General features: G+C 30.5%; 13 protein-coding genes, 1 tRNA gene and 1 pseudogene. 8 read left to right on the top strand and 7 right to left on the bottom strand.

Translation table 11 applies throughout. The features are described from left to right. Window positions 1-63 precede the first annotated feature (63 nt). From L8W69_RS06055 to L8W69_RS06030, 6 genes are all read left to right on the top strand, one after another. Complete coding sequence (locus tag L8W69_RS06055) at window positions 64-1,209, top strand: hypothetical protein (RefSeq protein ID WP_133319187.1); 1,146 nt, start codon at window positions 64-66, stop codon at window positions 1,207-1,209. A 126-nt stretch (window positions 1,210-1,335) separates the two neighbouring features. Then, complete coding sequence (locus L8W69_RS06050; protein WP_263659576.1) at window positions 1,336-2,514, top strand: NifS family cysteine desulfurase; 1,179 nt, start codon at window positions 1,336-1,338, stop codon at window positions 2,512-2,514. 10 nt (window positions 2,515-2,524) lie between these two features. Further along, window positions 2,525-3,496, top strand: a complete 972-nt coding sequence (locus tag L8W69_RS06045) for an iron-sulfur cluster assembly scaffold protein (protein WP_220566466.1) — start codon at window positions 2,525-2,527, stop codon at window positions 3,494-3,496. An 85-nt stretch (window positions 3,497-3,581) separates the two neighbouring features. Further along, window positions 3,582-4,742, top strand: a complete 1,161-nt coding sequence (gene nhaA / locus L8W69_RS06040; RefSeq protein ID WP_133319000.1) for a Na+/H+ antiporter NhaA — start codon at window positions 3,582-3,584, stop codon at window positions 4,740-4,742. Continuing rightward, window positions 4,739-5,893, top strand: a complete 1,155-nt coding sequence (gene nhaA, locus L8W69_RS06035; RefSeq protein ID WP_263666668.1) for a Na+/H+ antiporter NhaA — start codon at window positions 4,739-4,741, stop codon at window positions 5,891-5,893. Before nhaA (L8W69_RS06040) ends, nhaA (L8W69_RS06035) begins: the two co-directional genes overlap by 4 nt. Window positions 5,894-5,948: 55 nt before the next feature. Further along, window positions 5,949-6,023: transfer RNA gene (locus L8W69_RS06030), tRNA-Glu, on the top strand. Between the two features lie 190 nt (window positions 6,024-6,213). Here L8W69_RS06030 and L8W69_RS06025 read toward each other — a convergent pair. Genes L8W69_RS06025 through L8W69_RS06000 form a run of 6 tightly spaced genes read right to left on the bottom strand, consistent with a single transcriptional unit; the run spans window position 6,214 to window position 11,113 of the window. Beyond that, window positions 6,214-6,840 (bottom strand): trimeric intracellular cation channel family protein, encoded by a 627-nt coding sequence (locus L8W69_RS06025; RefSeq protein WP_220566464.1) that lies wholly within the window; start codon window positions 6,838-6,840, stop codon window positions 6,214-6,216. 29 nt (window positions 6,841-6,869) lie between these two features. Then, complete coding sequence (locus L8W69_RS06020) at window positions 6,870-7,913, bottom strand: Cj0069 family protein (protein WP_263661621.1); 1,044 nt, start codon at window positions 7,911-7,913, stop codon at window positions 6,870-6,872. Window positions 7,914-7,967: 54 nt separating this feature from the next. Then, window positions 7,968-9,056 (bottom strand): chorismate synthase, encoded by a 1,089-nt coding sequence (gene aroC / locus L8W69_RS06015; RefSeq protein WP_263666667.1) that lies wholly within the window; start codon window positions 9,054-9,056, stop codon window positions 7,968-7,970. After that, window positions 9,053-9,721 (bottom strand): ribonuclease III, encoded by a 669-nt coding sequence (gene rnc / locus L8W69_RS06010; RefSeq protein WP_220566461.1) that lies wholly within the window; start codon window positions 9,719-9,721, stop codon window positions 9,053-9,055. Before rnc ends, aroC begins: the two co-directional genes overlap by 4 nt. Then, window positions 9,714-10,154 carry a ribonuclease HI gene (gene rnhA, locus L8W69_RS06005; RefSeq protein WP_263661619.1) on the bottom strand — a complete coding sequence of 147 codons (441 nt, stop codon included), beginning with the start codon at window positions 10,152-10,154 and terminating at the stop codon, window positions 9,714-9,716. The genes rnc and rnhA overlap by 8 nt, the downstream gene beginning before the upstream one ends. Beyond that, the gene (locus tag L8W69_RS06000; protein ID WP_133319007.1) at window positions 10,151-11,113 is read right to left on the bottom strand and encodes a hypothetical protein; all 963 of its coding nucleotides are present in this window, start codon (window positions 11,111-11,113) and stop codon (window positions 10,151-10,153) included. The genes rnhA and L8W69_RS06000 overlap by 4 nt, the downstream gene beginning before the upstream one ends. 74 nt (window positions 11,114-11,187) lie before the next feature. On the opposite strand from L8W69_RS06000, the gene dnaG reads away from it, so the two are divergent. Both dnaG and L8W69_RS05990 read left to right on the top strand, forming a co-directional pair. Further along, window positions 11,188-12,975, top strand: a complete 1,788-nt coding sequence (gene dnaG / locus L8W69_RS05995) for a DNA primase (protein ID WP_263666666.1) — start codon at window positions 11,188-11,190, stop codon at window positions 12,973-12,975. Window positions 12,976-13,040: 65 nt separating this feature from the next. Continuing rightward, window positions 13,041-14,024 (top strand): MnmA/TRMU family protein, encoded by a 984-nt coding sequence (locus L8W69_RS05990; protein WP_214135261.1) that lies wholly within the window; start codon window positions 13,041-13,043, stop codon window positions 14,022-14,024. 22 nt (window positions 14,025-14,046) lie between these two features. On the opposite strand, the pseudogene L8W69_RS09390 reads toward L8W69_RS05990, so the two are convergent. Continuing rightward, a pseudogene (locus L8W69_RS09390) lies at window positions 14,047-14,469 on the bottom strand (methyl-accepting chemotaxis protein); the annotation flags it as partial. Window positions 14,470-15,436 lie beyond the last annotated feature (967 nt).

Below are 15,436 nucleotides of genomic sequence, written 5' to 3'. Positions count from 1 at the left end.
TCAAAAATTTTGGCATAGCTTTTGCTTTTTAAAAGTTAAGCAATATTTTTGAAGAGAAGAGTTATGTTTGTAAATTCTAATGTTAATCCGTATCAGAATTTTGCAAATTATCCTTTTGCAAAAACTGGACACATAGAAGAAAAAAAAGAAAATACTAATATTAAAAGTGATTTACTTGATATCAATGGTTCTAATTTGGACTATAAAATTACTTATGCAAGTGAATTTGGTTTTAGAATCAATGAGCAAGGTTTTTTTGAAAAAGATCTTAATAAAGCAGCTGCTTTGCCTCTTGATTATGATATTAATATAAAAAGTATAAGAGAAATTTCAAAACAACTTATAAAGCTTGATGAGAATTTAAATTATAACAAAATAGATTTACCAAGACTTTTAAACACTTATCACAACACATTAAAAACTATAAATCCACAGTTTCAAAACAATGACAATGATTTTTTAAGTAAAGCTCAAATTTCAGAGTTAAATCAAGGTTATAGTTATACTTATGAGGGTAAAATTTTAAAAGTTTATGAAAATGCTAAAAATTTACAAAATGCAAAAGAATCAAATAAAAATTTAAACACCTTAATGCTTGATAATAAAATAGGTGATTTTGCGTTTAACGCAAGCATAGAAAATACAGCTAGTAATCCTGTTATCAAACCTTATTTAAATAAACAAGGGGAGGTTTCTAAAAGTGGATTGCTGCTCAATTATATTTATCATGATTTAAAAGAACAAAATCACAATAAAGCTAATTTTTTTCTATCGCCTATTGAGTTGGATATGTCCTCTAGTGTAAATTTTCAAAAACTCATGAGAGGTCAAATGAGTATGCAAGATTATATTAATGAAAACAATAAAGAAAAAATGAGTTTTGATTTATATTTATATATCAATGGAGTAGATAAAAACAACACTTCAGAAGATAAGCTTTCAGTTTTCTTTCAACAATATATTAACTATCAACATAGCATTAACATGAAAGAATTTGCCAATTCAAGTTCTATTTATAGTCTTTATAGCGAGCAAGTTAGTAAAGAAATTGAAGTTTTAAAAGAAGAATTCAATCAAAACAATCCTAATATTGATCTTGAAAAAATCAATACTCAAAAAGAACTTTTAGATACTCAATTTTTAGAAAATAGAAAAAAACAAGCTAGTATTAACAAAATTTTACATTCTTATTTAAATGCTATGGCTTAACTTGTGCTAAAATAATAATGTAAATTATTACACAAGTTAAAAACTTACTTGATTTAATATTAAATTTAATATTTTAGTGTATATTAACAAAAAAGATAAAAATTATCCTAATTAAAGGAGTATAATTTGAAAGTATATTTAGATAACAACGCAACAACACAACTTGCACCAGAAGCTTACGAGCTTATGAAGCCTTTTTTAAAAGAGCATTTTGGAAACCCAAATAGTCTTCATCAATGGGGTAGTGCAACCCATCCTGCCTTAAAAGAAGCTATGGATAAACTTTATATAGGTGTAGGAGCAAGTGATTTAGATGATATTATTATCACTTCCTGTGCTACAGAAAGTATCAATTGGGTGTTAAAAGGTGTGTATTTTGATAAAATTTTAAATAACGATAGAAATGAAGTAATTATTTCTAGCGTGGAACATCCCGCAGTAGCTGCTAGTGCTATGTTTTTAAAATCTTTAGGGGTAAAAGTTATAGAACTTGGTGTTGATTATGAGGGTGTTTCTAGCGTAAAAGATTTAAAAGAAGTTATTTCAGATAAAACTGCCCTAGTGAGTATTATGTGGGCAAATAATGAAACTGGTATGATTTTTCCTATAGAAGAAATGGCTCAAATTACTCATGAATACGGAGCGTTATTCCATACTGATGCAACCCAAGCTGTTGGGAAAATCAAAGTTAATTTTGCAAAAGCTGGAGTTGATTTTGCTTCATTTTCTGCACATAAATTCCATGGTCCAAAAGGAGTTGGTGGGCTTTATATTAAAAAAGATATAGAACTAACTCCACTTTTACATGGTGGTGAGCATATGGGTGGCAGAAGAAGTGGAACTTTAAATGTGCCATATATTATAGCAATGGCAGAAGCTTTAAGAATTGCAAATACTATGCTTGACTTTGAAAATTCACACATTAGAAGATTAAGAGACAAACTAGAAGATTTAATTTTAGCAATGCCTGATACAAGCGTAGTTGGAGATAGATCAAGAAGAGTTCCAAATACAATTTTAGCAAGCATTAAAGGCGTAGAAGGTGAAGCTATGCTTTGGGATTTAAATAAAAATGGCATAGCAGCAAGCACTGGATCAGCCTGCGCTAGTGAAGCACTTGAGAGCAACCCTATCATGGAAGCAATTGGTGCTGAAAATGATTTAGCTCATACTGCCCTAAGACTTTCTTTATCTAGATTTAACACAGAAGATGAAATTGATTATACAGCAGAGCAGATAAAAAAAGCAACGCAAAGACTTAGAGCAATCTCAAGTACTTATGCGTATAAGCCTGAAAATATTTAAAGGATAAAAAATGGCAAAAAATAATTTAATTGGCGGATCTATTTGGGATGAGTATTCTCAAAAAGTACAAGATAGAATGAATAACCCTCAACATATGGGCGAATTTACACAAGAAGATGCACAAAAAGCAAATGCAAAACTTATTATTGCAGATTTTGGAGCTGAAAGCTGTGGTGATGCAGTTAGACTTTATTGGCTAGTGGATGAAAAAACAGATAAAATCATTGATGCTAAATTTAAAAGCTTTGGCTGTGGAACAGCAATAGCAAGTAGTGATACTATGGTTGATCTTTGCATAGGTAAAACCGTGGATGAAGCTGTTAAAATTACAAATTTAGATGTTGAATTTGCTATGAGAGATAATCCGCAAACTCCTGCGGTTCCACCTCAAAAAATGCATTGTTCGGTTATGGCTTATGATGTTATCAAACAAGCAGCAGCACATTATAAAGGAGTCAATCCTGAAGACTTTGAAGATCAAATTATAGTTTGTGAATGTGCTAGGGTAAGCCTTGGAACTATCAAAGAGGTAATTAAACTAAATGATTTACATACAGTAGAAGAAATCACACAATTTACAAAAGCAGGAGCTTTTTGTAAATCTTGTGTTAAACCTGGAGGACATGAGAAAAAAGATTATTACCTTGTAGATATTTTAGCTGAAACTAGAGCTGAAATGGAAAGAGAGAGATTAAAAGATCAAAGTAAAGCAGATATTGCTTTTGATGATATGACCATGGTTAAACAATTAAAAGCAGTAGAGGCTGTTTTAGATAGCGATGTGCGTCCGATGCTACACGGAGATGGTGGGGATTTGGAAGTAATTGATATACAAAAAAGTGAAAGTAAAAATATAGATGTATATATACGCTATCTTGGAGCTTGCAGTGGTTGCTCAAGCGGAAGTGGCGCAACTTTATATGCCATAGAAAATATCTTACAAGAAGAACTTAGTCCAAATATACGCGTTATACCTGTTTAAGCAGTTTTTCTGCTTAAACTTTTAAATTTCAAGCCTTTTTATGCTAAAATAACGCATTAATTAAAAATTTAAAAAGGCTATTTATATGCAAAGACTTCAAACCTTTGTTAAAAGCGAAACTTTTCCGGGTGTTTTGCTAATATTTTTCACTTTACTTGCATTAATTTTACAAAACAGCTCTTTAACAGATCAATACACCAACTTTTTAAATATTCCTTTTGGGTTTCAAGCAGGAAGTTTAGAAATTTTCAAACCTTTGCTTTTATGGATTAATGATGGACTTATTGCGATTTTTTTCTTTGCCATAGGGCTTGAATTAAAGTATGAAGTAACAAGAGGACAGCTAAATAGTATAAAAGCTATGTCTTTACCTGTATTTGCTGCACTTGGTGGTATGATAGTACCTGCATTGATTTTTGCATTTTTTAATTATAAAGATGCTTTTGCTTTGCAAGGTTGGGCTATACCAACAGCAACTGATGTGGCTTTTGCAGTAGGAATTTTAATGCTTTTAGGTAAAAAAGTACCTACTTCATTAAAATTATTCTTGCTTTCCTTGGCTATTTTTGATGATTTGGGTGCGATTATTGTGATTGCTTTATTTTACACAAGCGAGCTTTCAGTATTTGCTATGATCGCTGCTTTGGTATGTATATTAGCACTTTATTTATTAAATCATTTTCATGTTACTAAAAAATCCTTTTATATCATTATAGCTATAGTATTTTGGATAAGCATGCTAAAAAGTGGAGTGCATGCAACTTTAGCGGGTGTGATTACTGCTTTGTTCATACCACTTGAAACAAAAAATGGAAAATCTTTTTTAAAAGAAATCGAACATGATTTAGCGCCTTGGGTAAGTTATTTTATTTTACCTATTTTTGCCTTTGCAAATGCAGGTGTTGATTTAAAAGATATGGATCCAAGCTTTATGTTTTCTTCGGTTAGCTTAGGTATTATTTTAGGTTTATTTTTAGGAAAACAAATAGGTGTCTTTTTATTTTCATATATTAGTATAAAACTAGGCTTAGCAAAACTTCCACAAAATGTTAATTTCAAACAACTCTATGGAGTTTGCATACTCACAGGTATAGGTTTTACCATGAGCTTTTTTATAGATGGCTTAGCTTACCAAAATAGTGATATTTTTGCATATTCAGATAAGCTTGCTATTTTAATAGCCTCTTTGTTAAGCGCTGTGATTGGCTATGTTTATTTAAAACTCATTTATAGTTTCAAAAAATGAAATTTAAAAACCTCCAAAGCTTTTTATCTCTTGAAATTTTAGGAGGATTGTTGCTTTTAATAGCAACAATCTTTGCTTTATTACTCAAAAATAGCCCTTATGGACAACACTATATGAATTTTTTAAGTGTAGAAATGGGTATAAAAATAGGAGCTTGGGAGCTTTTTAAACCTTCTTTGTTATGGATTAATGATGGACTGATTGCAATTTTTTTCTTTGCAATAGGACTTGAATTAAAAAAAGAATTTGTTCAAGGAGAATTTAAAACTCTTAGCAATATTACTCTACCCTTAATAGCTGCCATAGGTGGTATAGTAGCACCTGCTTTGATATTTTGTGCTATTAATTTTAATGATACTTATGTTTTAAAAGGTTGGGCTATACCAACAGCAACTGACACTGCATTTGCTCTAGTTATACTTGCAATGCTAAAACAACGCATACCAAGCTCTTTAAAAATATTTTTAGTTTCTTTGGCGATTTTTGATGATGTAGGAGCTATTTTAATCATTGCTATTTTTTATACAGGTGAGCTTTCAACTTTGGCTTTTTTTGTTGCCTTTTGCTGCATTATTGGCTTGTTTTTACTTAATCGCTTAGGTAATGAAAGAAAATCATTTTATTATATACTTGGTGCTCTGCTTTGGCTTAGTGTATTAAAAAGTGGAGTACATGCGACTTTAGCAGGTATTATTACTGCTTTATTCATTCCTGTATATACAAAAAACAATCATGCTTTATTAGAAGAAATTGAGCATGGTTTAAAATTTTGGATAGCTTTTATAATACTGCCACTTTTTGCTTTTGCAAACGCAGGAGTTGATCTTTCTAAAATAGAATTTCATATGCTTTTTAGTGGTGTAAGCATGGGTATATTTTTGGGACTTTTTGTTGGAAAACAACTAGGTGTATTTGGCTTTGCCTATATGGCGATTAAATTCAAACTTGCAAAACTACCAAAAGATGCAAATTTTAAACAACTCTATGGAGTTTGCATACTCACAGGTATAGGTTTTACCATGAGCTTTTTTATAGATGCTCTTGCTTATGAGGTGAGTGATATATTTAATTTTGTAGATAACTTTGCAATCTTACTAGCCTCATTAGCTTCTGGTGTATTTGGCTATTTTTACCTGCGTTTTATTAAATAATTAAGCTTTTTTTAAATTAAATAAGATATAATTTCATTTCTTAATTTAATGTTTTGGCCCATTCGTCTAGCGGTTAGGACATCGCCCTTTCACGGCGGTAACACGAGTTCGAGTCTCGTATGGGTCACCACTCTTTTAACTCCTAAATAAAAATAGCATAAACGATAGTTTCAATATTTAAGCTTAATATAAATTTAATATATCAAATAAATATTCTAAAATAAAATATAAATAAATATTGCTTACTAGCAAAGCTCGCAGGGATTTTATAAAAACATTATAAATAACAAAACTTGCATTTTAAAATCTAAAAAATAAAATTAGCTTTCTTTATTTTCTCCATCTTTAAAAGAAAATATAGGCAAACTTAAACCATAATGTATCGCTAAAAGTCTTGCTATAGTTCCTACAATCAATGAAGCAAGAATTACCCATAATTCATCTATGCCTAAAATATGCAATATATAATACAAAGCTCCTGTTAATATGGCCACACCTGCATAAATTTCTTTTTGAAATACAAGTGGTATCCTAGCACATAATATATCTCTTAATATCCCGCCAAATACACCTGTAATCACAGCTGAACTCACAGCCACTATAAAACCATACCCCATTTCTATTGCAATTTGTGCACCTAAAACACTAAAAACAACCAAACCTATAGCATCTAAAATTAAAAAAAGTTTTTCAAGTCTTATAACATATTTAGCAATTTTTGTTGTAATCATAGCCGCAACACAAATCAAAATGACATATTCAGGAGTTTTAATCCAAGTTAATGGATGATGATCAAGTAAAATATCTCTGATAGAACCTCCACCAATAGCTGTTACCAAAGCTATAAATATCACTCCAAAAAGATCCATTTTGTGCCGTCCTGCAGCAATAGCCCCCGTCATTGCATCAACAGTAATTCCGATAATATAAAGTATAGTTAAAAGCATAATGAGTTAAAACCCTTGTTAAACAAGGGTTAATTTTTACTCACGATATTAATGATATTTTGAGCTACTTTTTTAGCAATAGGCTCAACAAATTCAGCAGGAGAAGTAAATCCTACGCAAGAGCAGTTAATCTCACCTAAAACATATTTATCTTTACCATTTTCATCTGTATCTAAGATAAAATCGGCAGTCCAAATTAAAGGAATATCGTAATTTCCAAGCTTTGAACGAATTTCTGGTAAGGTCGCTAAAAACCAATCTACCAATTCTTGCCAATCTTTTGGCTCATCATATCTATATTTTGCACCTGAAAAGAGTGTAGCAGAGAATGCATCAGCACCTTCTGCAGGCTTTTTATGCACTACATAAATTGGAGTATGATAAAGCATTAAAATTCTAATTTCACCTTCTTTAATACGCGGTAAAAAAGTCATATCTACAAGCATACCATTATCACCCACAATGTATTGCTCACAAAAATCCATAAATTCACCAAGCTCTCTTTCTTCTGTATGATTGTCTTTTGCTTCTGTGCATTTGATTTTTGCATTTAATGGCACACTTGTAGTCCCTGCTGGCAGTTCATCTATTAATCTCACACGCCAAATTCCCTCACCTGTTGAACCACGATTTTGCTTCAAAACCCTCTCGCCTTTTGCTAAGGTTTTTACAAAACTTTCTTTAAAAGTTTTAATATCATAATACGCATAAGTATCTTCAGGCACTAAAGCTGTTTTATTAAGCTTAGTAAGTGCATCTTTAGCGCCATATCCTATCATCGCATCAGGATGAGGCATACCTATAACACCATTTGCACAAAGTTTTCTTAACATATCAAAGTATTCATTTTCTTCTTTTAAATTTCCTGGGTTAATTCTAGAAACATAAGCATCAGCATTGTTTTTTACATATTCATAAATTTCGTCTTTTTTTTCAACTTCAAAAAAGATAACCTCAGCGTTCCAACCTTGCTCTTTTAAAGCATTTACCATAGGCATGGTGTCTTTTCTATGGCCATCTTCACCTTTATCGCTACCACCTCTAACTTCAAAAAATACGATATTTTTTTTCATATTGCTCCCTTTTTAAAGATATTTTATCATCATATCAAAATAAGTATTAAATTTTTATTTATTTTTTCCATAAATACATTGTAAATTTTGCAAATTTGAACTTGCATTTAAAAGTAAAGCATCGGCCATGCATATAGCTACCATAGCATTTACTACAACACTGCCTCTTATACCCACACAAGGATCGTGTCTACCTTGTAACTCGTGTATAATATTTTCTCCTTGAATATTTTGTGTTTGTTGGGGTAAAAATATAGAAGGAGTTGGTTTAAAATATGTTTTTATATCGATAAAATTTCCATTAGAAATTCCACCCAATATACCTCCGCTATGATTGCTTAAAAATACTCCATCTTTTAGCTCATCATTATTTTCGCTTCCATACATATAACTGCTTTGAATGCCACTTCCTATTTCTACAGCCTTAACTGCATTTACACCCATAATCGCATGAGCAAGTTTAGAATCAAGCTTATCATACAAAGGCTCACCTAAGCCTTTAATAGGGTTTTTCACTCTAGTAAAAACTCTAGCGCCTATGCTGTTTTTAGCTTTTTTAGCTTTTAAAATTTCATCTTTAAAACTTTGCTCTAAATTTTTATCTAAAGCATAAATTTCACTATTTTTAGCATAATTAAAATCGAACTCATCATTACTAAGTTTGCTATCAATACTTCCTACCCCAAAAACTCCACTCATTATTTCTATATCAAACTCTTTTAAAAGCATACAAGCTAACGCCCCTGCTGCCACTCTTGCTACACTTTCTCTAGCGCTAGCTCTTCCACCACCTCTATAATCTCTAATGCCGTATTTGTGATAATAAGTAAAATCAGCATGTGCAGGACGAAACACATCTTTTTCATAATCTTTTGAGCGTGTATTTTCATTATACACCAATACACTTATAGGAGTTCCTGTTGTATAACCCTCAAAAACCCCGCTTAAAACTTGAGCTTTATCTTCTTCTTTTCTAGGAGTGCTAAATTTATTTTGACCTGGTTTTCTTTTATCTAGCATTTCTTGCAAAAAATCAAAGTCAAACTTCACCCCTGCTGGCATACCATCTATCACACAACCTATAGCTTGACCATGAGATTCGCCAAAGCTTGTAAATTTAAATCTTTTTCCAAAGCTATTCATAGTTTTCCTAATTTTTCAAGTGCTATTTTGGCACATTGTTGTTGGGCTTCTTTTTTACTACCTGCTATAGATCTTGCTACTTCTATACCTTGAATTTTTACTGCAATTTCAAATTGCTTTTTATGATCAGGTCCAAAAGCTTTCATCACTACATACTCAGGTGTGCCTGCCATATTTGCTTGTGTAATTTCTTGAAGTCTTGTTTTATAGTCTTTAAATAAACTTTGTGTATCAATATGTGGATAAACTTCATTGAGTAAATTTAATGCTATGTTTTTAGTTTTTTCAAAACCTATTTCCAAATACAAAGCTCCCATTAAAGCTTCAAAGGCATCAGAAAGTATAGAAGGTTTATTGCGTCCATCATTATTTTCTTCTGCAATAGACATAAAAATACATGCTCCAAGATCAAGTTTTTGTGCTAAGGTTGCAAAAGATTTTTCATTTACCAAAGCTGCCCTAAGCTTAGAAAGGTTTCCTTCTGAGTCTTTTTGGAATTTAAAAAACAAAAACTCCCCTACTACTAAATCCATTACAGCATCACCCAAAAATTCTAATCTTTCGTTATTATAAGGCTTTTTATAGCTTTTATGTGTCAAAGCTTCGATGAGCAATTGCTCATTTTTAAAATGATAACTTAATCTTTCTTGGAGTTTTTTAAGCATTTATTGACCTTTCTTCTTGGAGCTTTAAGGCTGCATTTCTTGCTAGCTCATCACAACGCTCATTTAATTCATGGCCATTGTGTGCTTTGATCCAAAAAGCAGTTATTTTATGATCTTTAGCAACATTTAAATACTCTTTCCAAAGATCAATATTTTTTTTACCTTTAAAATCTTTTTTTATCCAACCTTCAAGCCATTCATTAATACTTTGCACCATTAAATTTGAATCTGTGTATAATTTTACCTCGCATGGCTCTTTTAAAGCTTTCAAAGCTTGTATAATGGCCATTAACTCCATACGATTATTTGTTGTATTCTCACATGCCCCACTTTGTTCTTTTTGATGATTTTTATAAGTTAAAACATAAGCCCACCCTCCAAAACCAGGGTTATTTAAACACGAACCGTCTGTATAAATTTCAATATTTTTCAAGCTTTTACCTCATAATAAATCTCACATTTTCCAAATTCATAACAAAATGGACAATGATAAAAAAACAAAGGACTTTGATTTTTGCAATTATTACACACATAAGTAAAGCTAAGATTAGCACTTAGCTTATTATCATTTAAAATTTTTAAAATTTTTAGTTTATGATTTTTAATAGGAATAGATTTTGTACTTAAATTTTTTGCATAAAAAAACTCATGGTATTTTTCATCTTCAAGATTAAGTGGGCTTTTGCACTCATTAAGCAAATCAATAACATTTTCAAATTTAGGCATTTGAGTAAGTTTATCTTTATAGTGTAAAAAACAAAATCTTAAAACATACTCATTATCTTTGCTAAAAATTAAAATTTCTTTAATCTTTTGCTCTTGCTCTTTAGAACTTGATTGAATTTTTAAAGCCTTTATCAAAGCTTTTTCTGCATATATATTTTCTCCAAGCTCAAACAAACATTCTAAAACATCTAAAACCTTATCATAATCTTTAAGTTTTAAATACACAATTTTTAAAAGTTTTAAGCTTTCTTTATTGCGTGCTTTGATTTTTAAAGCATTTAACAAAGCTTCTACACTACGCTCTAAAAATCCTGCTTTTAGATAAACTTGTGCTAATGAAAAAAAGATAAATTCTTTTTGGTTAGCCTCATTTGTCTTTTGTAAAGCTATGAGATAAATTCCCACAGCTTTTTCAAATTCACCACTTTTGGTAAAAATTTGAGCTAGGAAATTTAAATTTTCTATACTTAAATTGGCATTTTTTAAAATCTGCTGATGAGTAGAATTGATTTCAAATTTTTTTACAAAACGATCAAGCTTGCTTTTTTGATCTTTGCTTGCAAAAAACCGCCATATATAATGTGAGCTAGCAACAATAAAAATCAAAGCCGTCAAAACAATAAGACCGAATAAAGGATCGCGGTATTCTACAAAGAAAAAATCCATAATCTTGCAACTTAACTTTCAAATTTATAACAATTATAGCTAAATGCTTATATAATTTTCTTTAAGGTTTAAATATGATAGAACAAGCAAGTATAGAACAACTTTTACAAAAAACAGATATTGTTGATATTATAGCTCATTATGTTGAAGTAAAAAAACAAGGTTCAGGCTATGTATGCGTTTGTCCTTTCCATGATGATAAAAATCCTAGCATGCATATTAATTCTATTAAAGGATTTTATCATTGTTTTGCATGTAAAGCTGGGGGCAATGTTTTTAAATTTGTAATGGATTATGAGAAATTAAACTTTGTTGAAGCGGTAGAAAAGGTTGCTTCGTGGAGTAATTTTTCACTTACTTACACCTCACAAAAACAGGACAATAAAAAATCTATCACTCACATCTTACCTACTCTTAATGCTTTTTATAAGCAAAACTTAGCTAAAAACAAAGAAGCTTTAACTTATCTTTATAAAAGAGGTTTAAATGATGAGGATATTAGAACCTTTGAGCTAGGCTTTGCACCAAGTTCTAATGAAACACTAAGACTTTTACAAAATGAGCAAATCACTCAAGAGGAAGCCTTAGAGGTTGGCGCAATAAAACAAAATGAAAATGGTGCTTATGCAAGTTTTATCAACCGCATTACTTTTAGTATTTATGATCATAAAAATTTACTCATAGGCTTTGGTGGTAGAACTTTAGATGAAGCAAATATGGCAAAATATGTTAATTCACCTCAAAGCAAACTTTTTGATAAATCACGCGTTTTTTATGCACTCAATTTAGCAAAAGATACCATTTACAAACAAAAAGAAATGATAATTTGTGAAGGCTATATGGACGCCATAGCCTTTCATAAGGCAGGATTTAAAAATGCTGTAGCAGTTTTAGGAACAGCTTTAGGTGAAAATCACATACCCTTGATAAAAAGATTAGAGGCAAGAGTGATTTTGTGCTTTGATAATGATAATGCAGGACTTAATGCTGCCGTGCGTTCAGCACATTTACTAAGTTTAGCAAAAATTGATGGAAAAGTAGTTTTAATAGAAGGTGGGAAAGATCCGGCTGAACTAGTGGCCACTCATCAAGAAAAATTGCTTTTTAATATTTTAGAAAAAGGTATAGAACTTGGAGAATTTTATATAAGAAATTTGATCACAAATTTTGATTTAAGCTCAGCACTTAGTAAGCAAAAGGCTTTAGAAGAGGTGCAAAAATATACTTTTAACCTTGAACCTTTAATAGCAAATTCCTACACTACCTTAGTAGCAAATCTTTTGGGTGTAAATATTAATGATATAAAACTTTCTAAAAATACTAGAAAAAATATAATTTTTTTTACTCCTACAAAACAAAATAAAATCAACAACATAAGCGAGCTGGAGCTTTTGAAATTTTTATATGAAAATCAAAAAGCCATAGGACTTTTTAAACTTTTAAGTGCAAAAGAATATTTCTTACATCAAGATATTGCTAAGGCTATTTTAGAACAAAAAGACTTTAATGATCCTAGCATAAGAGAACTTTATGAGATCGAAAATATTAAAATTTTAAACAATTTAGAAGAATTTTTATATGCTATTTGCAAAATTAATTTTGCTCATTTTAACAAATTAAAAAACTTAAATTTAAAACAAGCCTTTAAAAAGCAAATTTATAATTTGCTCAATCAAAATTTAGAAAAAATCAAAAAAAACTATCAAAATGATGAAAATTTTTTTAATCATTTAATGGAAGTTTTAAAAAATGTCCAATTTTTAGATGATGAGGGAAGTTTAGAATTATTTTTAAGTAGATTACAAAAAAATATAAAAGATAAAAAAGCAATTCATTATAACTTTGAAGAAGAAGTTTTTTAAATAAAAACTTACATAAAAATTAAAAAATATTCACTACAATATGCCAAAAATTTCGAAAGGAAAAAATGAAAGCATTAGCACTTTTTAGTGGTGGCCTTGATTCTATGCTTGCTATAAAACTTATAAGCTCTCAAGGCATAGAGGTAAAAGCTTTAAATATCAATATAGGCTTTGGTGGCACAAGCGATAAAAGCGAACTCATGGCAAAACGCGCTGCTATGGCAGGGGCTAGTTTTGAAATGATAGATGTAAGAAATGCATATTTGCAAGAAGTTTTATTTAATCCTCAATATGGTTATGGAAAACATTTTAACCCTTGTATAGATTGTCATGCTTTTATGTTTAAAACCGCTCTTTCTATGTTAAAAGATGAAAACGCAAGTTTTATCATCACAGGAGAAGTAGTTGGTCAACGCCCTATGAGTCAAAGAAATGATGCTATGGCTAAGGTTAAAAAACTAGCACTTGATGAAGAAGATTTAATCTTGCGTCCAATGTGCGCTAAAAATTTACCTTTAACTAAACCTGAGCGTGAGGGTTGGGTTGATAGAGAAAAGTTAGAAAACATCAGCGGAAGAAGTAGAAAAAGACAACTTGAACTAGCTGCCAAATTTGGTTTTGAAGATTTTGAAAGTCCAGGTGGTGGATGTTTGCTCACACTTGAAAGTTTTTCAAATAAAATCAAAGATTTTATTAAATTTGATAAAAATATGCAAGTTAATGATGCACAACTTTTAAAATATGGACGCCACTTAAGACTTCCAAATGGCTCTAAAATGATAGTAGGTAGAAATGAGCTAGAAAATCAATTTTTAAAAGAATTAAAAACTCAAAAATATGAAGAATTAAAACTCTTTGATTTAATCGGTGCTTATTCTTTGGTAGATGAAAATATCAATCCGCAAGATCTTGAACTTGCTCTAAGCATAGCACTAACTTATGCTAAAACTCAAAATAATACAAAATACAAAATAGGTTTTAAAGATAAAATTTTCCAAAGTATGGCTTTTGAAGATAAAAATAAAATTCAAGAGTATTTTATAAATTAAACTACCCTTTAAAGGGTAGTTTTTAGAATTTCTTTCTTCTAACTTCTGCTACAATATCAGCCGACATAGAATCAACTTCATTTGCTACAGAATTAGTTGCATGTGCAATTTGTGAGTTTTCTTTAGTTAAACCATCTATTACTGAAACAGATTGATTAATTTGTGAAATTCCTAAAGCTTGCTCTTTAATACTCTCACCCATTTCATTAATAGATTGAACTAAGATATTAGTATTAGCTTCAATCTCACCTAAAGACTTTTGAGTTCTTTCTGCTAAGTTTCTAACTTCATCAGCAACAACAGCAAAGCCACGACCATGTTCTCCTGCACGAGCTGCTTCAATAGCTGCATTTAATGCAAGTAGGTTAATTTGATCAGCAATATCTCTAATAACATCAGTTACATCTTTAATATCGCTACTTTGTTTAATAACCTCTTCAGTTCTTGCTGCTACTGCGTTCATAGAAGCACTCATTTCTTCAACAGCAGCTGCGCTTTCTTGTAAAGAATCAGCTTGTTTTTGTGCGCCATCATTAAGCTTTAAAACACTCTCTTTTAAAGCATCAGCTTTAGTTTGAAGCATTTCCCCTTGTTTTAATGAAGCTTGAAGCATTTTTCTTATTTCTTCTCCGACTGCATTAAGCGATTTTTCTATCTCACCATCAGCATACTCAAGTTTATCTGAAAAATCAAGATTTTTAAAACTTTTAAAAACTCTTTCTATTTCATTTAAATCTTTACCAATTTTCATTTGCATATCATCAAGCATTTTATTTAATACTTCTTTTAATTCCACAAGTTTTGGATTAACAGGATTTGTTTTTATTCTTTGAGTAAAATGTCCTTTTTCTATATCACAAGATACTTCTAAGATATTTTGCACAGTTATGTCATCTTTTTCTAAACAAGTATGTATATATTGAACATTATCATTAATCATTAATGCCATTTTTCCAAGTTCATCATTATATCTAGGAATTAAAACCTCAACGGTTGGAAGCTCATGATTTAAGTATCTAAAAAATTTCATTAAATGATCTTGAAGTCTTTGCACTCTTATAGAAACTATTCTTTTTACTGAAGTACCAATCACAACTACTATAACAATTATCGCTATAATAGAATTAATCAAAATAATATTTCTTAAATCCACAATAGAAGCATATACAGATTCATTTGGGACAATAGCCAACATAGCCCAATAAATTCCCGTATTTGGCCATATTTCAAATACTCTTATAGCACCATGATATTCACTACCATCATCTGCTTTATAATCAATAGCTCCTGCATGGATAGTTTTTTGTGCTTCTATTATATGGGCTGTATTTTTATTAACCTCTGTAATCTTTTTTGTAACAAATTCAGCATTTGGATGCGTAGCTATAACACCATTACTTGCTATTAAAATC

The organism is Campylobacter sp. CNRCH_2016_3089, assembly GCF_025772505.1.
Classification (GTDB): Bacteria; Campylobacterota; Campylobacteria; order Campylobacterales; family Campylobacteraceae; genus Campylobacter_D; species Campylobacter_D lari_D.
Note: the sequence above shows the minus strand (reverse complement) of the source record. Positions and strands in the feature narration are given on the sequence as shown.

Bases quoted from the DNA above. Each gene is read 5' to 3' on its own strand.
- L8W69_RS06055 (WP_133319187.1), top strand. From the start codon at position 64: ATGTTTGTAAATTCTAATGTTAATCCGTATCAGAATTTTGCAAATTAT.
- aroC (WP_263666667.1), bottom strand. From the start codon at position 9,056: ATGAATAGCTTTGGAAAAAGATTTAAATTTACAAGCTTTGGCGAATCT.
- L8W69_RS06045 (WP_220566466.1), top strand. From the start codon at position 2,525: ATGGCAAAAAATAATTTAATTGGCGGATCTATTTGGGATGAGTATTCT.
- dnaG (WP_263666666.1), top strand. From the start codon at position 11,188: ATGATAGAACAAGCAAGTATAGAACAACTTTTACAAAAAACAGATATT.
- rnc (WP_220566461.1), bottom strand. From the start codon at position 9,721: ATGCTTAAAAAACTCCAAGAAAGATTAAGTTATCATTTTAAAAATGAG.
- L8W69_RS05990 (WP_214135261.1), top strand. From the start codon at position 13,041: ATGAAAGCATTAGCACTTTTTAGTGGTGGCCTTGATTCTATGCTTGCT.
- nhaA (WP_133319000.1), top strand. From the start codon at position 3,582: ATGCAAAGACTTCAAACCTTTGTTAAAAGCGAAACTTTTCCGGGTGTT.
- nhaA (WP_263666668.1), top strand. From the start codon at position 4,739: ATGAAATTTAAAAACCTCCAAAGCTTTTTATCTCTTGAAATTTTAGGA.
- L8W69_RS06025 (WP_220566464.1), bottom strand. From the start codon at position 6,840: ATGCTTTTAACTATACTTTATATTATCGGAATTACTGTTGATGCAATG.
- L8W69_RS06000 (WP_133319007.1), bottom strand. From the start codon at position 11,113: ATGGATTTTTTCTTTGTAGAATACCGCGATCCTTTATTCGGTCTTATT.
- L8W69_RS06020 (WP_263661621.1), bottom strand. From the start codon at position 7,913: ATGAAAAAAAATATCGTATTTTTTGAAGTTAGAGGTGGTAGCGATAAA.